Consider the following 23,144-nt stretch of genomic DNA (forward strand, 5'->3'; position numbering starts at 1 on the left):
GTAGGCTTGCAGAACATGACCTTTTGTCCAAGATGACGCCGCGCATGACATGCGCGGCGTGAATCTTATCACGAATTTTAAAATACACCCATCATGTTCAAACAAAAGATCTGTTGTATTGGAGCTGGTTATGTCGGCGGTCCTACCATGGCGATGATCGCGGAGAAGTGTCCGCACATCCGCGTAGAAGTGGTCGACATTAACGAGAAGCGTATCGCGGCCTGGAATTCCGATACCCTCCCTGTCTATGAACCCGGTCTTCAAGAGATCGTGGAACGTAACCGCGGCAAGAATCTTTTCTTTGGTACTGGGGTGGAAGATGCCATTCGCGAAGCGGATATCATCTTCGTATCCGTAGGTACTCCTACGAAGACTTATGGCCACGGAGCTGGTCGTGCCGCAGATCTCTGCTACATCGAGTCTGCCGCTCGCATGATTGCCCGCTGTGCCAAAGGACCTAAGATCATCGTTGAGAAAAGTACGATCCCTGTGCGAACAGCCGAGGCGATCAAGACGATCCTTAAGGCCAACTCAGAAGAAGGCCAGTTCCAAGTGCTTTCCAACCCAGAATTCCTCGCGGAGGGCACTGCGATCGATGACCTGCTCGAGCCTGACAGAATTCTCATCGGGGGTGAGCACACCGAAGGTGGTCAAGCAGCTCTTCAGGTCCTGGTCGATGTCTACGCGAACTGGGTCCCTCGCGAGAGAATCCTCACCACCAATCTCTGGTCTTCCGAGCTCTCCAAGTTGGTAGCCAATGCTTTCCTTGCTCAGCGTATTTCCTCCATTAACTCTATTTCGGCTCTCTGCGAGCGCACTGAGGCTGATGTCGATGAGGTGGCCAGAGCGATTGGTGCCGATAGCCGTATCGGTCCAAAATTCCTCAAAGCTTCCGTTGGCTTTGGTGGTTCATGTTTCCAGAAGGATCTCTTGAATCTCGTCTATCTCTGTGAGCATTTCGGGTTGCCGGAAGTCGCTGAGTATTGGGATCAGGTCGTCAAAATCAATGACTGGCAGAAGAGTCGTTTTGCCCAGAACATCGTGCAAGCACTCTTCAACACGGTCATTGGTAAGAAGGTCGCTATTCTCGGATATGCCTTCAAGAAGGACACCAATGATACTCGTGAAGCGGCTGCCGGTTATGTCTGTCGTGATCTACTCGAGGAAGGTGCCCAGCTCAGTATCTATGACCCCCAGGTGAAACTGGAAGGTGTCACTCAGCATCTACTTTATCTGGGTGTTAGCCAGGAGACGATCGACAAGCAGGTGCATATTGCCGAATCCGCAGAAGAATCCACCAAGGAAGCTCACGCTGCGGCGATCTTGACCGAATGGGATGAATTCAAGACTTTGGATTGGGCGTCCATTTATCAGCAAATGTTGAAGCCAGCGTTGCTGTTCGACGGCCGTAATATTCTTCCAGTTGAGGAAACCAGAAAACTTGGCTTTGATTTCCGCCCGATCGGAAAGGGATAGTTTCCACGACTCCCTGATGGAAGGGAGACCATTTTAGGTATGCTAGATTCAGTAAACACACTTGTAGTAGGCGGAGCAGGATACATTGGTAGTCACTGTGTTCGTCAGCTACAGGCGGCTGGTCATCATCCAGTTGTTCTAGACAATCTCTGCTATGGGCACCGTGAAGCGGTCGCCTCTTCGGTTCCTTTTTATCAGGCAGATTTGGGTGATTTCGAAACGGTCTGTAAGATCCTGCAGGATGAAAAAATTGAGCTGGTGATGCACTTTGCAGCCTTCACGGCTGTGGGGGAATCAGTGGTCGACCCTCTGAAATACTACGATAACAACGTAGCCAAGACGATCTCCCTCTTCCGTGCAATGGAAGCCAGCGGAGTCAGTCGTTTCGTATTCTCTTCCACGGCAGCTGTCTATGGTGAGCCGGATGAATGCCCGATCGTCGAGACGGCGGCCAAGAAACCGATCAATCCCTACGGCCAGAGTAAACTCGATATTGAGAATGTACTGAGTTGGATGTGTAAGTCCAAGGGCTGGTCTGCTTCGGTATTTCGTTACTTCAATGCTGCTGGAGCTGCTGAGGACGGCAGAATTGGCGAGGATCATACGCCGGAAAACCATCTGATTCCACTGGCTATCAAAGCGGCGCAAGGGCTCAGACCAGCGCTGAAAGTCTTTGGGGATGATTACCCGACAGAGGATGGCACTTGCCTCAGAGACTACGTCCATGTGGATGACATTTCTCGTGCGCACATTGCGGTGTTTGAACGTCTCATGGAGCCGGGCAATTTCCTGGAGTACAACCTCGGCACAGGAACTCCATCATCGGTGAAGCAGGTGATCGATACGGTCAGCAAAGTCAGTGGGCTTGAGGTTCCATATGAAATGGCCGCCCGCAGAGAAGGTGACCCTGCTGTACTCTACGCAAACAGCTTAAAGGTGCAGAGCGAACTGGGCTGGCAGCCTCAAGTCAATGACCTGGAAAGCATTATTGCCAGTGCCTGGAAATGGCATCAATCTCATCCGCAAGGTTTTACCCCGTCCTAGGTTTCATGGTTATTGGCACCCAGTGCCATGATTCCGAAACAAATCACTTTATATCATGGAGTTTATCGATCTGAAATCGCAGCAGGCACTGATCCGTGCTGATTTGGAAAAGCGCATCATGGCTGTTTTGGACCATGGTCGCTACATCATGGGGCCTGAACTCGAAGAAATGGAGCAATGCCTCGCCGACTACACTGGTGCAAAGCATTGTATCGGCGTAGCCAGTGGTACAGACTCACTCTTGATCGCGCTGATGGCGCTAGGAATCGGTCCAGGTGATGAGGTGATCACGGTGCCTTACACCTGGATTTCAACCGCGGAGATGATTGCTCTTGCCGGTGCCACTCCAGTCTTTGTGGATATCCAGGAGGATACCTGGAATATGGATCCAACCCTTCTGGAGGCTGCAATCACGGAAAAAACCAAGGCCATTATGCCTGTGGGTATTTACGGCCAAACAGCAGATATGACCGCGATCAATGCGATTGCGGCGAAATACAATCTACCAGTGATCGAGGATGCTGCTCAGTCATTCGGAGCCACACATCACGGTTCTCAATCCTGTAATCTGGCTACGATCGGGAGCACCTCGTTTTTCCCGTCCAAGCCTCTCGGTTGCTATGGTGATGGAGGAGCCCTCTTCACCAATGATGATGAACTGGCTGACCTGATGAAGCAGATCAGGGTGCACGGCCAGAAAGAGAAGCATCATCATCCTGTACTAGGTGTCAATGGACGACTCGATTCTATCCAGGCGGCAGTCGTTCTCTCCAAGATGAGTCTGTTTGATGCCGAGGTCGCAAAGCGTCAGGAAGTAGCTGACAAGTACAGCCAGGCCATCAGCCAGTCAGATTTTGTGAAGGGCGGACTACAGTTACCTCAAGTGGCAGATGGCAATACCTCAGTCTGGGCACAATACACCATGCTCTCTCCAGATCGCGATGCTCTGCATGAGAGACTGCAGGCTGCAGGGGTTCCAGCCGTTAGTTATTATGCTGTTCCCCTTCACCTTCAGCCAGTCTTTGCTGGACTTGGCCACAAAGCTGGAGACTTCCCAGTTACTGAGCGGGTAGCCAGCCAAGGGATCAGCCTGCCGATGAATCCTTATCTCAAGGACGAGGAAATCGACCAGGTGGTCGCCGCCTTTGATGCTCAGGCATAAGCACTAGACGAAAATCCAATAGAAAAACCATTTCAAGCATGCGTGTACTAGTAACAGGAGGAGCAGGATTCCTCGGATCCCATCTTTGTGACCGACTGATCGAACAGGGTCATGAGGTGATCTGTATGGATAACTATTTTACTGGCAGTAAGAGCAATGTCGCTCATCTGTTTGGGAATCCGAATTTCGAGCTGCTGAGGCATGATGTGATCGACCCCTTCAAAGTGGAAGTGGATCAGATCTACAACTTGGCCTGCCCGGCTTCACCACCTCATTACCAGCACAACCCGATCAAAACGACCAAGACCTCGGTCATGGGCGCCATCAACAGTCTGGGCTTGGCGAAACGTGTAGGGGCTCGTGTCTTCCAAGCTTCCACCTCGGAAGTCTACGGTGATCCTGAAGTTCACCCTCAGCCCGAAAGCTACTGGGGCAAGGTGAACCCGATTGGGATCCGCTCATGTTATGATGAAGGCAAGCGTGTGGCCGAGACTTTGTTCTTCGACTACCACCGCCAGAATAACGTGGATATCCGTATTGTCCGTATTTTCAATACCTACGGTCCTCGTATGAATCCTGATGACGGACGTGTGGTGTCTAACTTTATTGTTCAAGCATTGCGTGGGCAGGATATCACGATCTATGGTGATGGCACACAGACCAGATCATTCTGCTACGTTGACGATCTTATCGAGGGCTTCCTGCGCCTGATGAATAAGGATGAGGTAGTTGGCCCCATCAATATTGGTAATCCCGGTGAGTTCACCATGCTCGAACTTGCTGAAAAAGTGATCGCCAAAGTAGGTGGTAAAACCAAGCTGAGCTTTCACCCACTTCCCGGGGATGATCCTAAACAGCGCAAGCCGGACATTACCCTGGCTCAAAAGCATCTCGACTGGCAGCCAACCGTCAGTCTGGACGAAGGCCTCGACCGCACGATCGAATATTTTCGTAACACGATTAATGTTTAGAGTTTTAGACTCTAAACCTGAATACACATTTTATTAGTACCCCATGAAAAAAGCACTTATTACTGGCGTCACAGGACAAGACGGATCCTACTTGGCAGAGTTCCTTCTTGAGAAAGGTTATGAAGTTCACGGCATCAAGCGTCGTGCATCCCTGTTCAATACCGACCGCATCGATCACATTTATCAGGATCCTCATATCGAACATCAGCGGTTTCACCTCCATTACGGAGATCTCTCAGATTCCTCAAACCTGATCCGAATCGTTAAGGAAGTTGAGCCAGACGAAATCTACAATCTCGGAGCTCAATCCCACGTGGCCGTCTCTTTTGAGGCTCCTGAGTATACAGCGGATGTGGATGCCCTGGGCACCCTTCGCCTCTTGGAAGCGATCCGTTTCCTTGGTCTTGAGAAGAAGACTCGTTTTTACCAAGCCTCTACTTCAGAGCTATACGGTTTGGTGCAAGAGATTCCACAAAAGGAAACTACACCGTTCCACCCGCGTTCCCCATATGCGGTAGCGAAGATGTACGCCTACTGGATCACGGTAAACTATCGTGAGTCCTATGGTATCTACGCCTGTAACGGTATTCTGTTTAACCACGAATCACCACGACGTGGTGAGACCTTTGTGACCCGTAAGATTACCCGTGCTATCGCTAATATCTCACAAGGCCTCGAGTCTTGTCTCTACCTGGGGAATATGGATGCGCTGCGTGACTGGGGTCATGCCAAGGATTATGTCCGCATGCAGTGGATGATGCTGCAGCAGGAGCAACCCGAAGATTTCGTGATCGCCACAGGTAAGCAGATTTCCGTGCGTGAATTTGTCCAGATGTCAGCCCGTGAAGCGGGTATCGAACTAGAGTTCTCTGGTGAAGGTGTCGATGAGATTGCCACAGTGAAGTCAGTGAATACAGACATCGCCCCAGAAGTGAAGGTGGGTGATGTAATCGTGAGGGTTGACCCACGTTACTTCCGTCCCGCCGAAGTGGAAACCCTACTAGGTGACCCGGCCAAGGCGAAAGAGATATTGGGATGGGTACCGGAGATTACCGTGGAAGAAATGTGCTCTGAGATGGTGGCTTATGATGTGGATCAGGCTAGAAGGCACGCCCTGCTCAAGGCTCACGGCCATGAGATTTCCGTAGCTGTCGAGTAGTCCAGGCTCTTCAATACTCATTGATACTTTCTATGTTAGACTCATCACAGTCGAAACTACTTGTTCTGGGCGCTACTGGCATGGTCGGGTCCGCTCTGATCCGCCACGCTGAGAATGCTGGTTATGCGGAGGTTCTCAAGCCTTCGAGCAAGGAATTGGATCTATGCAGCCAAGCGGAGACGCATGCCTACCTGGCTGATCACAAGCCAGATCAGGTGATCGTGGCGGCTGCCAAGGTAGGTGGTATCCATGCGAACAACACCTATCCGGCGGATTTCATTTATAAAAATCTGATGATCGCCTCGAATGCGATCGAGGGGGCCTATCTGGCTGGCGTCAAGCAGCTGCTGTTTTTGGGGAGCTCCTGTATCTACCCGAAGTTTGCTCCACAGCCGATGCCGGAGTCATGTTTGCTCACCAGCGAACTGGAGCCGACCAATGAAGCTTATGCGATTGCCAAAATCGCCGGACTCAAGCTTTGCCAATACTATCGCAAGCAGCACGGGGTACTGTTCCATTCCGCGATGCCCACTAATCTCTACGGCCCAGGTGACAACTATCACCCTGAGAACTCCCACGTCATTCCAGGGATGCTCCGCCGCTTTCATGAAGCCAAGGAATCAGGAGCTGAGTCAGTGACTATCTGGGGAACAGGGACTCCTCGCAGAGAATTTCTCTATGTGGATGATCTCGCAGATGCCTGCTTCCACATTATGCAGCAAGAGACTCCACCGGATTGGGTCAACTGTGGTTACGGCGATGATGTTTCTATCCAAGAGCTGGCCAAAGCGGTGGCTGAAGCAGTTGGTTTCAATGGAGAAATTCTCAATGATACCAGCAAGCCTGACGGTACACCGCGCAAGCTTATGGATAACACGCTGCTCCGAGAGCTGGGATGGAAACCATCCGTGGATCTCAAGCAGGGCTTGGCTCTTGCCTACGAGGACTTCAGGGCCTCTCTGGATGATGACAGCGTGAGAGCTGTCTGATTCTCTCTCCTGATTTAGCAGGAATGAAAACGATTGATGTCATAGGTCTGCCTATAGCCATTACGGACTATGGCAGAGCTGTGGCATGGACATGCGAGCACGCAATACGTGGTGACCGGGCTTATGCCGTTGAGGCGGCGAATACGCATGTTGCCGCTCTATCCAGACACAATAAGCAGTTTGGTGAGGTGATGGCAAAATTTGATTTGGTCTGTCCCGATGGGATGCCATTGGTTTGGTCAGTGAATAGGCGCTTGGATCCGCAAGAGAGATTGACGGATCGAGTCTATGGCCCCACTCTTATGTTAGAGGTGATCAAAGCTTCAGAGCGAAATCAAAAGATCAAACACTTCCTCTTAGGTGGTGCGCAAAGCACCCTAGATAGTTTGGCTGAGCGATTCCAAACTGACTATCCGGATGCCAAGATCGCGGGCTCTTATTCGCCTCCTTTTGGCGAGTGGCCCGCCGATGAATTCGAGCGCATTAGTCGAAAAATTCAAGAGTCCGGAGCCAATGTGGTGTGGGTTGGATTGGGCTGCCCAAAGCAAGAGAAGTGGATTGCGCAATATAAGGAACAACTTCCTCCTGCTGTCTACTTTGGAATCGGAGCCGCCTTTGCATTTCATGCAGGTGAGGTTTCCCAGGCTCCGCCTTGGATTCAAAAAATGGGGTGTGAATGGGCCTATAGGCTCTGCAAAGAACCAAGAAGGTTATTTAAAAGGTATTTCACCTACAATAGTCTCTTCATTTATTACTCTCTAACTGATTAGATTCATGACCATCAAACCTAATGTGCTGAAAGGCATCTTTAGCAGTTTGTTGATTATCGTTTGTGTGGTGGCAGCCTTGAGTCCGGCTCTGTTCGGAGACAAGGTCATTGCTCCAGCTGATATCACCAAGACAATGCTGCCGCCATGGGGGAGTGCTGATGCGGGCGAGAAGCCCCATAATCACTTCACTTCAGATGCTGTCACCCAGTATTTGCCTTACCGGATTCATGCCAAGCAATCGCTGGATGATGATGGTTATGTAGGGTGGAATCCATATTCCATGGGAGGCTCTAACATGGCAGGCAATACCATGGCTTTGCCTGGGAGTTGGAGTACCCACCTCTTGAAGTACACCAGTGTCACCTGTGCTTGGAACTGGTCGATCGCTATCGAATTGATGATAGCTGGGCTGGGGATGCTGGCATTCCTGAAAAGTAGAAAGCTAGGATGGATTGTTTCTGTGGCGGGCGCCTTGTTCTATATGGGGAATACTCAGTTCGTTATTTGGATCAACCACCGCTGGGCTCTGGGTTCATTCTGTTGGATGCCGTGGGTGCTGTGGGCTGCTTCGGACGGACTCGCTCTCAAGAGATTATGGGGCCGTGTGTGGTGGCTGCCCTTATTCCTCTGTTTGGCGATGGCTGGCGGATCGTTGCAGCATGTAGCCTTCATCGTGTTGGCTTGCATGTGCCTATGGGCCGGGAGCCTGAGGGCCAATAGCTTGATAAGCCAAGGAAAGAGTGAATTACTTGGATGGGGACTGGTGGGAAGCATCGCCTTGGTGATGGTAGCGTATACTTTGGTTCCCCAGTTGATGGCCTACGAGACGAATGTGGACGTTGGTCACACGAGGGGGGGGATTGGTTATCCGCATGGGATCCTTCAGCCGCTCTACAACCTGGTTGGGATTCCCGCACAAGTATGGCCTTGGCTGGTGGGCGATGCTCAGACTCTGGATGGCTGGAAGCTACTTAAAATGAATTATATGAACGTGGCCTACTTTGGGACGATTCCCATGCTTCTGGCTTACATCGGTCTCTTCGTTAAAAAGATGCCCCGTCAGGCGAAGTGGCTTATTCTGGTTGGGGTTTTATTACCCCTTACACCCTTGGTGGGACCCTTGTATCATCGGGTACAAATCTTGTTTATCCTGGGAGGCTGTTGGATGGCGGCTGAAATGTTAGCCTACTGCTCTCAAAAGCCCTTACCTCGATTCGTCAATAGGGGATTGGTTGGGGTGGTCGCTATGATTGGTTTAGCTCTCATCGTGGGAGAGTGTTTGCCTGGATCATTGCAGAGCAGTATAGAGAACAAGGTGGTAGCTGCTGCGATCAGCGCCTCAGAAAATGCTCAGTTTTCCGGTGACCAGGCGTGGTTTAAGGCACGTGCTCTGGAGTGGGTGGATCGCTTTAGTATAGGGAATACGCATACCCTGTGGGTCTATGGCTTGCTCGTGCTGGGGAGTGTGGGGTTTGAGATGTTGAGCAAATTCTCCAAAAAACTCAAGCTGGTCGGAGTTTGCTTGATTCTCGTGGCTTCGTCAGCCGAGCTGATGACCTTTTACCGCGCTTATGTCACTTACTCGGATAAGGAGGATATCCGGCCTCGTCATGAATCGATTACCTTCACCAAAAAAATAGCTGGTGGAGATCTGGTTCTGCAGGGAATGAGTGAGTTAAGCATGCCACAGTGTTTTGCGGGCCCGAACCTCTTGTCGGCCTATGACGTTCATGCTCTGGATGCCTACGAGAGCATCCAGTACCGTTCAATATATCGGGTCACTGAATCATTGGAAGAGCATGAACGCCTCTCTCTTGCTGGGGTGAAAATAGCGATTAACCCGATAGACCATGGACCTTTTAAGGGGACTGAGGAGTGGAAGGTTGTTCATCAGGCAGAGGGGTTTGAGTGGAGAGAAAATCCTGAGAGCCTTGCCTCTATTTTAGTGGGTGAGGGGGATGCCCCAGCTGATTTGGAGAGCCTTTCGATGAATCTGCAGAAGGCAATGCCCATAGAGCCAGTGTGGCAGTCCATGAACGCGGTGTCAGTCAAACTCCCCAGTGATGTAGCTTGGCTGAGGTGGCGGCAGAACTGGCATCCCGGATGGCAATGGCGCCAATCTGAAGACGCTGAATGGCAACCTGTTGAAAGAGGTGTGGATGGCGCCTGCTGGATTGCCAATTCTGGCGCTACATGGCTGCAAATACGCTTTACCCCGGTCTCTACCCAGATCGACATTGTGTCCTGGGGAGTGGTTTTCGTCTGGCTGGCTGTTGGTCTAGTCATCGTCTTTTTAAAATATCTCAGAACGAGAGCTGGCCATGCTGGGTCTTAGCTCTAAACTGCAAAAAAGAATCTTATGAACAATACCGTTAAGCTGATCATATTTACCGTGATTGCCATTATTATGGCGATCTACGTGGGGATGGGTATCGCTACTTCGCAATTCCAGACTGCATTGGAAGTGCTCGGGGTCGGGGTGATTTTGATCTGTATCGTATTGGGAAGAAACATCTGGATGCTGATTCCTTTCACTTACGCGGTAGGTCTTAAGTTGGCCTTGCCAGGAAATCCATCGACTCTATTGCTTGGCCAATTATTGTTTGTCGGGTTTGGGTGTATGATCTTCGCGATGCGGAGCAGTCTGTTCCACTTCAGGTTTACGGAGATAGAGTTTTTGATGGGCTTGATGACGCTGATGGTCCTTCAGGTGTATGTGCGAAATCCTACTGGTTTCAGCTTGTTTGGGACGGAAAGTGTGGGTGGTAAGCCTTATGTCATTTATGGAGTGACGCTTCTGTGTGCAATCTTACTGAGTGGGATTAGAATCCTCCCGAGGGATCTGAAGCTTTTCGTGAAAATTACGATTATCGGAGGGATCATTAATTTTGTGATCGGGGTGATAGGCTATTTTATCCCAATTGTTGCAGCCTACACTGGGACCTTCAGGCAAAAGTCAGCCGAATTGGAGTTTCATTATTATAACCCAGACGCTGCCACGCGTATGGACTTCATCAAGAATACAGGACCCAACGTAGCCCTGTGGGTTTCCTCTTTTGTGAACCCATTGAAAGCCTGTTTTAAAGTTTTGTGGGCCCCTCTCATTCTCTTTTCCTTTGCCGCTGCGGGTCTTTCCGGGTACCGAAATGTGGTGGTTACTGTGGGTCTGACTTATCTGGTAGGTATCTGTTACCGAGGTGGGATAAAGTCATTGATGGCCTCATTGATGTTGTTGGTTCTGACTCTGACTAGCTTGACTGTCCTTAACATGGCTGTTCCACTACCGGCTAACATTCAGCGTTCACTTTCCTGGCTTCCCGGCTCTTGGGAAGAGCAGTATGTAGATGATGCGGAGGAGTCTACGAACTGGCGCTTTGAAATTTGGGAAGAGGTTTTGCTTACTGATAACTGGATTGAAAACAAGATCCTAGGTGACGGTTTGGGGTATACGGCCACTGAGCTGGCGATGCAGCAGAACTTTGGTACCTATGTCGGAGGCATGGGCTTGTCAGGATTCGATTTGCACCGTGAAACAATCCTAGTAAATGGTGATTATCACAGTGGCCCGGTGAGTGCTGTTCGTGTGATTGGTTATGTAGGACTGGCACTGATGCTATTCATGATGCTCAGGCTCTGTGTGCATGCCCATCGTTTGATTAAGAGGTGTAAAAATACCGAGTGGTTACCACTAGCGTTAATGGTGGGTATTCCTCTGATCGTTTTCCCCATCTTTTTCATTTTTGTCTATGGCTCTTTCCAAGATGACGCGGCGACGCTTCTGTTGGGTTGTGGGCTGATTCGTATGCTGGAGAATAACATCCCTTATCCTAGGCCTGAGGAAGAGTCACCTGATCCCGAGGGAGAGCCGCTCGTATTGTAGCGCGTTTATGCATTGCTGACTTGTCGTCCTGATGAATATCAAGCAGGAGTTATCGAAAACCGTAGCCAGTTCATGGGGCTCACTCGTCGTTGTTACAGTGACTCAGCTCTTGATGATCCCTGTGGCCTTGTCGGTTTTGTCGAATGCCGAGTTCGCGCTGTTTGCTGTCATTGCACAGTTGATGAATACCATACGTCTGGCTGAGATTGGAGTGCGTGCTGCGTGTGTTCGTCTTCTTGTGGATGTCCAGGTCAAAGATGAAAAGAGGTATGCGCAGATGTGGTCCTCGGCTGTTTTTGTCTTCTTGCTACAGGGAGGAGTCATCCTTGTGACAGTGGCAACCATCGCTCCCTTCATCGGGGCTTTGTATAATCTGGATGGTTACTTGAGGGCACTTGGTACGCAGGTCTTCTGCGCCATGGGCATTATCACAGCTTTAAATTATGTTCTAAGTGTGCATGCCGCTGCCATGTTAGCGGGCCAGAGATTGTACGTGGTCAATATCATTGCAATCGTGGGGGCCTTGCTTGATCTGGTGATCTTTGTTTGCTGTATCAAGCTGGACTTTGGATTGTGGTCCTATGTGATAGCCGTATTCAGCACGACGTTGTTTAAGTCCTATTATATCAGGCACTATTCCAAACGTTTGGGCTCATCCCGGAAGTTCTACTGGGCGGATGTCAAAGCTGAAAATGTGAAGATGATTTTCAAGCTTGGGTTGGATGTGGCGATTGGCTCGGTCTATACAGTAGTCTTGGGGAGTACATTGCTTATCTTCAGTGGTAATCTACTATCGCTGGGTATCACCGCTGTACTGGCCGTAAATATGAAGCTCATAAACACCATCAATCAGATACTGCAGCGTATTCCAGGTTCAGCAGATCCTGTATTGATGAAGTTAGTGAGTGAGGAGAAAATCGATGATTTCTATAAATGGTGGAAGCTGGTAGTTAAAGGCTCTATTTTTCTGTCTCTTTTGGCGTGTGGTGGTTATCTACTATGGGGTAATTATATAGTGTCCCTGTGGGTGGGTGAGGAAATGACACTGGATGGAATGCACTTGGTGTTGATTGCATTTATGCCTGTCCGCTATATCATACACTATGTGTTCGTGCTCTCTTTGGGGGTATTTAAAGAGTTACGAAAAGTGAAGTTTCCGTTGATTTGGGAAATGGCTTTGTACGTCGCATTGGTATATTGGCTAACTCCTCGCTACGGATTGACAGGCTTATTGGTTGCTAATTTAGCAAGTTTGACGGGAGGCTCGCTCTTGTTTGGTATCAAGTGGTTGTCAATTTTGACGATTAGGCCTTATTCGAATGTCTTCATGCTCATGCTCAAATCTGCTCTGCCACTGTGTGTGGCCGTAATGGTATTATATAAATGGTTGGCAGGGAGTGAGCTGCAGTTTCTGTCGTTGTTCATCATGACGATAGTATGGTGTTTGGCAGCGGTTATTCTGCTAGTTTATGTAATTCTTGACGCCCAAGAGCGGAATAGGGTTTTTGAGCTGGTTCGAAGTGCTAAGGCCAAAATAAGCTGATTGTCTTTTGCTGTGAACAAACGAAAAACATATTATAAACGTTGGAGAGCTCGCATTCTTGAGGAGGGCGACCGCCAAATGCAGGACATGCACGTGGCTATTTGTTGTCTGGCTAGAGACTGTCGTGATGGATTAGAGAGAAATCTACCAATCATTAGCAGGCTTCAAAGTTATACTCAGCATACATATGTTTTCATTATCGAGAATGATAGTTTAGATGGGACTAAAGAGTATCTGGCTGAATATCAAAAGTCTTCACCCAGAGTGTTCGTGGATTCGTTCAATAGTGGTAGCAAGACGTTGTTGAAATCTACGGATTCAGGAGTGAATCCTTCCTATTCGAAGTACAGAATCGAGAAGATGGCGAGCTATAGAAACCGCTATCTGGACCTCATGGAGGAGAAAGTGGGATTAGATAATTTGGACTGGGTTATTATGTTGGATCCAGATGTTAGGAAAATAAATTTTGAGGGAATTCGTCACAGTTTCGGTCTGAGTAAGTACTGGGATGTGGTTCATGCTAACGGTAGGCTGAAGACGGGTTTGTTTGGTAATTATTACTATGATACCTATGCCTTCTCCGAGTACTGTGATTCGGATATTTGTACAGAGGAGATGATGGTGGCTAATCAATATCGTTTGAAAGGTCTCACTAGTGAAATGCCGTTAATTCCGGTTCAGTCGGGTTTCAATGCGTTGGCGATCTATAGGGCTAAAGCCTTGAAAGGGGTTCGTTATACCTGTGACGACAATCAGCAGGGAGATCCTCGTGTCGAGGTGGACTGCGAGCATGTCGCTTTGCACCGTGCAGTTCGTAATCGAGGTTTTGGCAGGCAGTTTTTGAATCCGGAAATGACGCTGTACTATAATACGAGAGTTGAAGGGATGGTGGCAGGCCTGAAATCAATGGTCCGTTTTGTCCTGGGTAGAGGGTGATAACGGATAGTAATGTGATAGATATGGAAACAAAAAAAGTAACTTGCCCAATCAGTGGTAAAGATATGGATTTTCTTTTCAGTGAAACGGTGCTCAGGAAGTATGAGGTTGACTATTTTCACTGTCCAGAGAGTGGGCTGATGAGAACAGAGCCGCCGTATTGGTTGGACGAAGCATACTCGGATGCCATTGTGGCGACGGATGTGGGCCTTGTCGCCAGAAACCTGCGCAATAGCCAGCAGCTCGCTTTTATATTGGAAATATTAGGGTGGGAGGCTGGAAAGTTTGTCGATGTTGCAGGTGGATATGGACTACTTACTCGGATGCTCAGGGACAAAGGGTTTGATTGCTATTCAACAGATCCATACTGTGAAAACCTATTTGCTCAATATTTTGAACCTGATGAGGGCTTCAAGGCCGACTGTATTTTTGCCTTTGAGGTCATGGAGCATATTGAAAATCCACTCGAGTTTATAGAGGAGGCCCAAGAGCGCTACCAATGTCGCAATTTTATATTCTCGACCTTATTGTACGGCGACTCAATACCTTCGCGAGACTGGTGGTATTATGTGTTCGATGGTGGTCAGCATATAAGCTTTTATCAGAAAAAGACTCTTGAGATGATGGCTGATAAACTGGGATGTCATTATCTGTCTATCGATAAAGGCTTACATCTATTCACGGAATCTAAGCTTGCAGGCTGGCAAGAGTTCGTCCTTACAAATCATTTTATTCGATTTTTTCTTAGGGCTTTTATCAATAGGCGTAGAATCAAGAAGAGCAAAACCTTCGAAGATTTTAGCTTGATAAGTCAGTTGGGACACTCATGTTTGGAGGCCAAATCAGGTAACCACTGACTTATGTTACTAAATTTTAATCTTCTAGGCGTTCTGACTTTAACTTGTGTATTGAGCTTTTCTACACAATTGCAGGCCAGTTATGGGCTGTGGGAAAAGAAGTATGGAGTGGATGCATTAGTAGAAGGGGAAGACAGTGACAACGATGGGATAACGGATTTTGATGAGCGTAAGGCTGGAACTGATCCATATGATGCAGAATCAGCACTGGCGATAGATAGACAGGAGATCGGAGGGTCGAAACGTTATCTCTTGTGGCCGTCAGCTTATGGAGTCTCTTATCAAGTAGAGTACAATAAAAGCCTGAGTGCAGAAACTTGGGAATCTCTGGGGCAAGTGATGACAGGAGATGGTGGACAGCTGAGTCTTGTATTGGAAGGTGAAGAGGAAGAAGCGGCTTTTTATCGGGTGAAGACTGTGAGTCGTTTGCCAGAGGGGACAGGGGTCAGCAGCTTGGATGAGCTTCCAGACAGTGACCAGGACGGCATCGCGGATGTTCATGAATATCTGATGGGAGCTGACCCCGTGATCAATGCAGCCAATGTTCTCCACCCCTCCATTATCGATTCACCGGTCACGAAACTCAGATGGCAGAGTGAGAAGGGTAAAATTTATCAACTTTATAAGCGGCAGTCTGGGGGAGAATGGAAAACTGAGGGAGCAAAGCGTAAAGGGTCAGGTCAGCAGATTACGGTGATTGTGGAACAAGATTTGGGCGCCGAATATTTACTGGATGCCGAAGATCTAGACAGCGACGGTGACGGAGTCACTGATTGGGAAGAGTATGAGATTGGCTTGGATCCTTTCTTGGCCACCACAGACCCAAGAAGCGGTGACGATTCTGCGGTGGTTCAGCAGAGACTTAATGTTCAGACGGAAACTGTGGCTGTCGAAATAGTTGACCCGGTGGCTAACGTCTCAGACTTAAGTCCAGCGAAGATCAGAGTGAGACGCGTTGGTGGTGGAGTAGATAAGATTTCTTTTACTTATGCGATTAGTGGTACGGCTGTCCCAGATACAGACTATATGGCTCTGAGTGGCGAGGCTGAGATCCCCTTTGGTGGAGAGTATGTGGATTTGGAAGTTCAGCCTCTGGCGCAGTCACAGCTCACTAGTTTCAGGACAGTGTATGTGAATGTTCAAGCGAATGGATTTCATTTTGATGGCTCTACGGTGGGTAAAGTGCATTTGATCCGAGAGCTTTCTTTGAACGTCAGAGACTATGGAGCGGTAGGGGACGGCTATACCGATGATACACAGGCAATCCAGGCGGCAATCAACGCGTTGGAGGCTGACTCAAGTAAAAATACCCTCTATTTCCCAGCAGGGAAATACCGTCTGGCAACCAGAAAATTTGGAGATGAGACATATTATGGTCGCTATAAGCATCTCAAACTCGGGGAGACAGACCTGGCCAATAGGGATCTTGTGATTCGGGGTGAACCTGGCGCTGTGTTGTATTCAGACGTCAGTCCGAAGAGGTCCCACATTCTTGTAGCGATGGCGAGTTTTAGAAGTCTGGCGGTTTATGATATAAGCTTTGAAAAGAGCAAAACGCCTCTAGAGGCTGGACCAGCGGATGGAGCCGACGGAGTCTCTCTCGTGCGTGTTGATTCTCGTGATGTCTACGAGATCCGCTTTGAGGACTGTACGTTTAACAACTGTCACGGAGCCTTGGCTACTTATGGACGGGGCACAGACACTCGCGGTAATTGTAAGAATTTGATCTTACAAAGATGTAGGGTGCTTAACCCCTATGGTACGAATACTACAGACATAGGCTCTCACTGGGGAGGAGGCCAGCAAATCGTTATTCGGGCATGGGTAAAGCGAGCTGTCTACGAAAGTTGCATTTTTGAGGGTGGGGGAGAGGACATGAGTGACCATTATTATTGTCCTGCGGGGCGACTAAAGGACGGGTGTCATTTTGGCAATCCTCTCAGATTGGAATTCTATAATAATATTGTGCGCAAGATGGGGGTCGAGGCTGTATTTCAAACGAATAAATCAACCTACATGACCACTACCGAGGAGGCGTTTGAAATACCCCCGGCAGATGGCACCACGGTGGTCTCGATTCAGGTCATGCGAGAGTCATCGAGCTATGTCGCAGGTCAGTTGATCTCTATACGCAGGCCTCATGATGGAGTGACTCCGGGCAAAAACAATATTTTCAGAATTGTCGGTTATACGGATTCATCATCGCAGCTCAGTTTTGTAAATGATGGATATGAGGGTAATGATGCGCCTGGGACATTCATGAAAAAGAGTAAGCCCGTCTATTTACAGGTAGACAGTGGAAATTATGCGGATATCCGTCACAATTATGTGGATGGCCGTTTGCCACATGGTGCGGAGTATACTAATGGAGCTGGAATCGTACTCGCTACGAAAGGACGGATTAGTGATAATGTGGTGGTAGGCTTTACGACGGGCCTCTTATGTTACCAGGAGGCAGCTACACCAGTCTTCCCGGGTATTGATGGGGTGCTGATGTGTAACAATTTCATTGAGATGAGGGATCCGTCACAGGGGAGTAGTGGCTTTAAATACGGAATATCCACCTTCTCTAGTGGTGCATTGATTTCTTCAAATACGATTGTAAGTCCTATTAGTGTGAAATCTACCGGTATAGCTCTCAGAGGAAATGATACCGTTGTGCGGGACAACATTATCCAGTGTGTGCAGAAAGTGGTGAATGGCTACTACAGTGATCAACGATCTACTGGAATACTTGTTGGGAATGAGTCTAACCTTGTTAATATCATGTCAAATACGACACGGAATTTTGATGTGGGGGTCGGACCTTCACCCAACCAATGGACCTTGCACTATGTAAGTGGACATAACAGTGTCGATGATGAAATGTCAGTTGATCATCACGGGTTGGTTGATCCTGAGGAATAAACCGACATAGGCTTCATGTGTCGGTTGATAGATTAATGTGGCTGTGGTATTTTCGCGTTTAATTTGAATATGTTCGATCACAAGGTAAAAAGTTTTATCCACCAATTCAGGCAAAGCCCTCGTTATGCTATACGGCGGTTAGTTGGATATTTTCAACCTCCCCTCTATTTATTTCAAATGGGTAAGGTGGGCTCCAATACCCACATGAATACCCTGCAGCTGCAGTATCGAATCTATCATAGCCATACTGCTGAAGATTTTATAAGTAAGCTAGAGCGCAACAATAATAACGAGCAGGTAATAGAGCTTATAACGGCCACACGAGATCCAGTGAGTAGGAAGGTATCGACCTTTTTTCAGAACATAATAGATGGGCCATATGACTATGCGTTTGGTAGCCAAGAAAAAGTGCTAGATGCGGGGATGGACGAATTGTTGAGACGTTTTCAAACCTGGCAGGAGGGAATTGAAGAGGCGACAGGCTGGTTTGATAAGCATTTTTTTAGTGCCACTGGAATTGATGTTTATGCCAATCCTTTCGAAAAAGATAAAGGCTGGCAGATCATTGAGCAGGGGAAGTGGCGTGTGCTAATTCTGCGGTATGAGGACATTTCCGTCAACCATGTCGATGCGCTGAATGATTTTGTGAGTAGGCGTTACGGGGATAGAGTTACATATAAGGAACTCAAAAGTAAGAATCTGTCGTCAGGTAAATGGTACTCAGGTTTAATGAAGACTTTCTATGAGCAGATTAAGTTTTCACAAGAAGAAATGGCGGCCGCCTATGATTCTAAATATGCACATCATTTCTATTCCGATGATGAGTTGAGGAAGATGAAAGCACGATGGAATCATCAGGGATGAGTAAATTATTAGAGAGAGCTTTTCTCTGAGAGATTTGACTAGGGTTAGAAACGCTTGAATTGGCCATGAGTAAGGTAAATCCGCGGTGACGTCGAATGGTCACTCATTCATTAGTATCAGTTGATTTGGAAACAAAGACCATAGACCCTAGAGTAGAGGCAGTGTTCGCTGTCTGCAGTGCGTTGAAGCAAGAGGGGCTGAGCTATGTGTTTCTGAGAGGGTTTGAGGGGCTTCCGCAAGAGTTGGAAAACGATGCGGATCTTCTCTTCAGCACTGGAGAGAGAGGGAAGGCCATCAAGTTGGTCAATGTAGCACTGTCGCAGCTCGGATGGAAGGAGGTACAGCAGCTGGAGTTTAGTCCGATCTCCGTGACCTATGCTTTGGGCGAGGAGATAGGCTCCGTAAAGTTAGTGATCGATTATTTTGAGCATATTGAATGGCATTACCTGCCCTACATGCGGAGTGGTTCAGTGCTGGAGCATGCAGTGATTGTAGATGGTTTGTCGGTGCCTGGTACTGCGGATAGGTGCTTCATGAATGTCGTCAATCGCCTATTATATTCATCTGAGGTGAGGGAAAAGCATCGTTCACTATATGAAGCGCTGGAAAGTTCTAAGGAAAGAGAGCGTTTTGCTAGCCTGAGTCACGCGTCTTTTGGAAAAGATGTTGCGGCCCAGTTTATTCAATTGGTAGAGCAAGGGCACTGGGATGACTTGGAGGGGCGCGCAGATTCATTCAGGAGAGCGGTGAAGTCACAGGCGTGGCGGCATCGCTTTGCTGATAGCTTCAGTGGCCTCTGGAGATATTGGCGAAGAGTTCTCAAGAGGATGATAAGTCCTCCTGGGGTATTTATCGTATTCGAAGGTGCAGATGGGGTGGGGAAATCCAGCGTGATCAGGAAGGCCATGACGGCTTTGCCGGAAGTTCTCTGTGTGAAAGAGCCTGTCATGTTCCATTGGAAGCCACGTAGGAAGGCCTTTGGTAATTCATTGGAGCCAAACTCAGCGGTTGATCCCCGTAGTTCTGAGAAACGAGGGAAATTGCTGTCCCTGTGTTATCTGGCTTATCACTGGTTAGGTTTTTGGGCTGGCTGGCTGACAGGGATTTACCCACGCCTGATACGTAATCAGCTCGTGGTTGGTGATCGTTACATTTATGATATGTACTTTGATCCCGAGCGTTTCCGCTTGGATGTTCCGGAGTGGGTGCTAGACCTGTTAGTAAAATGTCTGCCGCGCCCTCATTTACTGATCTCGCTCCTGGGGTCACCGGAAATTATCCGAGCAAGAAAGCAGGAGCTCAGTTTGGAGGAGATTAGTCACTACCAGGATAAATTGGAGGAGTTCGGTCGCGGTAAGAGATGGTGTCTGACTCTGGATGCCAACGCTTCACTCGAAGAGGTGGTGCAAGAGCTGGTATCAAAGGTGCGTGAAGCTACGGTGAAATGAAGGTGTTTTTGTCTGCGTATGCATGTGCTCCCCATCGAGGTTCGGAGCAGGGAGTAGGCTGGAGGTGGACCGAAGGTTTGTCGGATAGGGTGGAACTGACGGTTTTGACGCGAAGAAGTAAAAGGCAGTCCATCGAGGAGGCTGTGTTGGCTGCCCCTGAAGAAAGTCCTTTGAGACGGGTGCAGTTCATCTATTGTGATCTGCCTCGCGTTTTTACCTGGTTGAAAAAGAAAGGCATCTTGCCCACGCTCGTCTACTACATCATTTGGCAAGTTCTCGTAGCTACGAGATATCGAGAGGAGGCCAATCAGCACGACCTTGTGCATCACCTGACTTTCTGCAGCATCCTCTGTCCCGGTTTCTGGCGTGTTGATCATGCCAAGTTTGTTGTCGGTCCGGTCGGTGGACCGATAGTTCCCGAAGCATTTCTGCCATTGTTCGGCAGATTGGGTGGTCTCGTGCAGAGAGGCAGGGCATGGGTCGTCAGGAATTTCGATAAAATCCCGACTATAAAGGAGACTTATCTTAAAGCGAGTGTGGTGGTGCCGGCCAATACAGATACACAGTTGATCTTGCAGTCAGCCGGAATCGGGACAAGCGAGGTCTTGCTGGACACAGGGTGCCCGGATGTTCCTGCGGATGTGATCAGGCCGACTTCGAGTGCTGGTGAGCCTGTCAGGTTTGTCTATGCTGGACGGCTGGAAAGACGGAAAGGTCTGGAGCTGCAATTGAGAGCTCTGGCCAAGGCTCGTCTTCTTCTCGACGGGGAAAAGGAGGTTACTTTGAATATCATTGGTGGCGGACCTGATGAATCCAGGCTGAAAGGCTTGGCTGCTCAGTTAGGTCTATCAAAAGCGGTCACCTTTTCAGGAGCCATCTCTAGAGATGAGGTTCTGAGGAGTTACACGAAGGCTGACGTATTTTTGTTTACTAGTATTCGGGATACCTCCGCTAGCGTGAACCTTGAGGCCATGGCATGTGGTTTACCTATTGTTTGTTTGTCACATCAGGGAGTCGCTGAAATCACGAGTGAGGACACGGCGATCAGACTAGAACCCAAAGATATCGAGGGATCCATAGACGATTTAGCGCAAGCGATCGTGAATATTTCACAGGATGATGACTTGAGGCAGCAAATGGGCTTAAGGGCTCGACAGAGGGCTAGCGAAAAGTTCTCATGGGAAACTAAGTTTGATCGCATGATGAACTACTATGCTGAAGCGACGCAAAGATAACCCAAGCGAGAGATTGTGAGCAGAGAAAACCCACTGATTACGATAGTGACGCCCAGCTACAATTATTCCGAATATATCGAGGAATGCTTGGAGAGTGTGAAGCGGCAGCAAGGAGTGGAATTCGAGCATCTGATTTTTGATGCCGGGTCAACCGATGGGACTCTGGATATCATCCGGAAGTATGAGCACGTGAAACTCGTGGTCGAGCCTGACAAGGGGATGTCGGATGCCATCAACAAGGGCTTTCAGGCTGCCAAGGGGAAGTGGGTCATGTGGCTGAACACGGATGACCGCTTAAAGCCGGATGCTCTTTTAAGGTTCAAGGATTTTGCAGAGAGGCACCCTGAAGCCGATGTTATTTACGGGGCCTGGGATTTTATCGATAAGAAAGGGGGCTTCATGCGCACTATGCAGGTCTTCCCGTTTAAGAAGCTGATGCTCTGCCACTATGGGTGCTACATTGGCTCTACGTCTACTTTCTTGAAAAGAGAGACCACCATCAGCGAGGGACACTTGCTGAACATCAGATTCAAGTGTGTGATGGACGGTGAGTACTACAATAGACTGGCTGCTCTGGGTAAAAAGTTCATACACTTCCCGAGAGTCTTGGCAGATTTCCGCATGCATGGCGAAAATATCAGTCAGAGACATTTCGGTAAAGATGGAGTGGATGAGGCGCTCAGCCTGCAACTTTTCTTTGCCGAGTCACGTGCCATCCGCAGGGTCTATGGGATTTGTTTGTTCAAGTCGGACCACCTCAATTGTGTGGTGGATTGTATTCTCTTTTACCTTTTCAAGATGTATAAGCTTCCATTGAAGCTGCTAAACCAGCCTGAGAAGTGAATAGTTTCTGTAAGCAAGACCGGGAATTCCTGAAGTCCATTGAAGGGCAGGGGAGCATTGTCTCTGCCAACAAGTGTTACGGCTTGTCCAGGTATGGAAATTTGCTACTTGTCTTGCCGCAGGATAGGAAGCTCTCCTTGAAGACCCTGAGCCTCTATCAGCCGCAGAAGACCCTGGTGAAGGCTCTGGTAGTCTTGTTTACATGGTTTGTTAGATTGGGGGGAGTTAGGTTGCTCAAACCGATTTCTCTGGAGATCAGGGAGTCAAGTCCACTGGCGCACATTGCGGGGGATGGGCAGTTTGGCTTTCTACTTGGTAATCCTACAAGGGATGCCCGGCGACTCATCTGTCTCTATGAGAAAGACGGTCAGAGCCTCGTCGGGAAGTTTGGTGTCGGTGGGAGGTCCCGGGATACTGTGGTGAAAGAAATTGAAATTCTTCAGGGGGATGTTCGTGGTTTAGAAGGAGTGCCAGAAATTTTATCCTCTCAGATCGAAGATCAGTACGCCTATTACGCTGTGCCTTGGATGGATGGTCGTTCACCTTCGGTAAAGGATCAAGGTTATTTGTTAGATCTGCTGAGGTCCTGGGAGAGAGGAATCGCTAAAGTAGCTGTCAGGGAACTGCCGTTTTGGGAGGAGCTCTACAGAATGGTTGCTTCGAATGAAGAACGCGCAATCTTGGACGGATATGCTAATCTGAATTTGAGGGAATCCGTGATTCATGGAGATTTTACGCCTTGGAATGTGAAATGTCTGAGCCAAGGCGGGGTTGCGGTGTTAGACTGGGAATTTTGTAGACCTGATGGTGTAGCTGGTTTGGATGTGGCTCACTACCTGATCCAGCCCCTGATTCTCGTAAAGAAAATGTCAGCCTCTGAGGCTCTGAAGGCAGCATTGGAGTGGGGAGCAAATGAGGGCAGAGACTACCTGCATCATGCCGGCTGGGGGGGGCAAGTTCAGGCTTGGCTGGGCATCTACCTGTTCTATTCACACTACGTGTTGAAACTGAATCATCGTGATTTGATTGAATGCTGGAAAAAAGAAAGAGTGTAGATTGC

The 23,144-nt window shown here is 48.7% G+C and carries 18 protein-coding genes; all 18 read left to right on the forward strand.

The features are described 5' to 3' along the window. Positions 1-93 precede the first annotated feature (93 nt). The 18 genes from BUB27_RS03285 to BUB27_RS03370 all read left to right on the forward strand — a co-directional run bounded on the left by BUB27_RS03285 (position 94) and on the right by BUB27_RS03370 (position 23,139). Positions 94-1,476 carry a UDP-glucose 6-dehydrogenase gene (locus tag BUB27_RS03285; protein ID WP_143158111.1) on the forward strand — a complete coding sequence of 461 codons (1,383 nt, stop codon included), beginning with the start codon at positions 94-96 and terminating at the stop codon, positions 1,474-1,476. Positions 1,477-1,515: 39 nt separating this feature from the next. Further along, a complete protein-coding gene (gene galE / locus BUB27_RS03290; protein ID WP_143158112.1) occupies positions 1,516-2,520 on the forward strand; it encodes a UDP-glucose 4-epimerase GalE in 1,005 nt (334 codons plus the stop codon). 55 nt (positions 2,521-2,575) lie between these two features. After that, positions 2,576-3,682, forward strand: a complete 1,107-nt coding sequence (locus BUB27_RS03295) for a DegT/DnrJ/EryC1/StrS family aminotransferase (protein ID WP_143158113.1) — start codon at positions 2,576-2,578, stop codon at positions 3,680-3,682. Positions 3,683-3,720: 38 nt separating this feature from the next. After that, the gene (locus BUB27_RS03300; RefSeq protein WP_143158114.1) at positions 3,721-4,653 is read left to right on the forward strand and encodes a UDP-glucuronic acid decarboxylase family protein; all 933 of its coding nucleotides are present in this window, start codon (positions 3,721-3,723) and stop codon (positions 4,651-4,653) included. A gap of 43 nt (positions 4,654-4,696) precedes the next feature. Continuing rightward, positions 4,697-5,812 (forward strand): GDP-mannose 4,6-dehydratase, encoded by a 1,116-nt coding sequence (gene gmd / locus BUB27_RS03305; protein WP_143158115.1) that lies wholly within the window; start codon positions 4,697-4,699, stop codon positions 5,810-5,812. Positions 5,813-5,844: 32 nt separating this feature from the next. Beyond that, positions 5,845-6,801, forward strand: a complete 957-nt coding sequence (locus BUB27_RS03310; protein WP_143158116.1) for a GDP-L-fucose synthase family protein — start codon at positions 5,845-5,847, stop codon at positions 6,799-6,801. A gap of 23 nt (positions 6,802-6,824) precedes the next feature. Then, positions 6,825-7,571, forward strand: coding sequence for a WecB/TagA/CpsF family glycosyltransferase (locus BUB27_RS03315; protein ID WP_143158117.1), 747 nt, complete (start codon positions 6,825-6,827; stop codon positions 7,569-7,571). A 4-nt stretch (positions 7,572-7,575) separates the two neighbouring features. Continuing rightward, positions 7,576-9,906 (forward strand): YfhO family protein, encoded by a 2,331-nt coding sequence (locus BUB27_RS03320; protein WP_143158118.1) that lies wholly within the window; start codon positions 7,576-7,578, stop codon positions 9,904-9,906. Between the two features lie 24 nt (positions 9,907-9,930). Then, positions 9,931-11,451, forward strand: coding sequence for a hypothetical protein (locus BUB27_RS03325; protein ID WP_143158119.1), 1,521 nt, complete (start codon positions 9,931-9,933; stop codon positions 11,449-11,451). A gap of 31 nt (positions 11,452-11,482) precedes the next feature. After that, on the forward strand, positions 11,483-12,994 hold the full coding sequence (locus tag BUB27_RS03330) for a lipopolysaccharide biosynthesis protein (RefSeq protein ID WP_143158120.1): 1,512 nt from the start codon (positions 11,483-11,485) through the stop codon (positions 12,992-12,994). Between the two features lie 12 nt (positions 12,995-13,006). Continuing rightward, on the forward strand, positions 13,007-13,930 hold the full coding sequence (locus tag BUB27_RS03335) for a hypothetical protein (protein ID WP_143158121.1): 924 nt from the start codon (positions 13,007-13,009) through the stop codon (positions 13,928-13,930). A 23-nt stretch (positions 13,931-13,953) separates the two neighbouring features. Further along, positions 13,954-14,787: a class I SAM-dependent methyltransferase gene (locus BUB27_RS03340; protein ID WP_143158122.1), complete on the forward strand. Its 834-nt coding sequence runs from the start codon at positions 13,954-13,956 to the stop codon at positions 14,785-14,787. Between the two features lie 3 nt (positions 14,788-14,790). Continuing rightward, on the forward strand, positions 14,791-17,694 hold the full coding sequence (locus BUB27_RS03345; RefSeq protein WP_143158123.1) for a thrombospondin type 3 repeat-containing protein: 2,904 nt from the start codon (positions 14,791-14,793) through the stop codon (positions 17,692-17,694). A 204-nt stretch (positions 17,695-17,898) separates the two neighbouring features. Beyond that, positions 17,899-18,558 carry a putative capsular polysaccharide synthesis family protein gene (locus BUB27_RS03350; protein WP_159434775.1) on the forward strand — a complete coding sequence of 220 codons (660 nt, stop codon included), beginning with the start codon at positions 17,899-17,901 and terminating at the stop codon, positions 18,556-18,558. 161 nt (positions 18,559-18,719) lie between these two features. Then, positions 18,720-20,006, forward strand: coding sequence for a dTMP kinase (locus BUB27_RS03355; RefSeq protein WP_159434776.1), 1,287 nt, complete (start codon positions 18,720-18,722; stop codon positions 20,004-20,006). Positions 20,007-20,110: 104 nt separating this feature from the next. Next, the gene (locus BUB27_RS03360) at positions 20,111-21,241 is read left to right on the forward strand and encodes a glycosyltransferase family 4 protein (RefSeq protein WP_159434777.1); all 1,131 of its coding nucleotides are present in this window, start codon (positions 20,111-20,113) and stop codon (positions 21,239-21,241) included. Positions 21,242-21,256: 15 nt separating this feature from the next. Continuing rightward, positions 21,257-22,084, forward strand: a complete 828-nt coding sequence (locus BUB27_RS03365; RefSeq protein WP_159434778.1) for a glycosyltransferase family 2 protein — start codon at positions 21,257-21,259, stop codon at positions 22,082-22,084. Then, positions 22,081-23,139: a phosphotransferase gene (locus tag BUB27_RS03370; protein WP_143158128.1), complete on the forward strand. Its 1,059-nt coding sequence runs from the start codon at positions 22,081-22,083 to the stop codon at positions 23,137-23,139. The genes BUB27_RS03365 and BUB27_RS03370 overlap by 4 nt, the downstream gene beginning before the upstream one ends. Positions 23,140-23,144 lie beyond the last annotated feature (5 nt).

It is taken from the genome of Rubritalea squalenifaciens DSM 18772, assembly GCF_900141815.1.
Lineage (GTDB): Bacteria > Verrucomicrobiota > Verrucomicrobiia > Verrucomicrobiales > Akkermansiaceae > Rubritalea > Rubritalea squalenifaciens.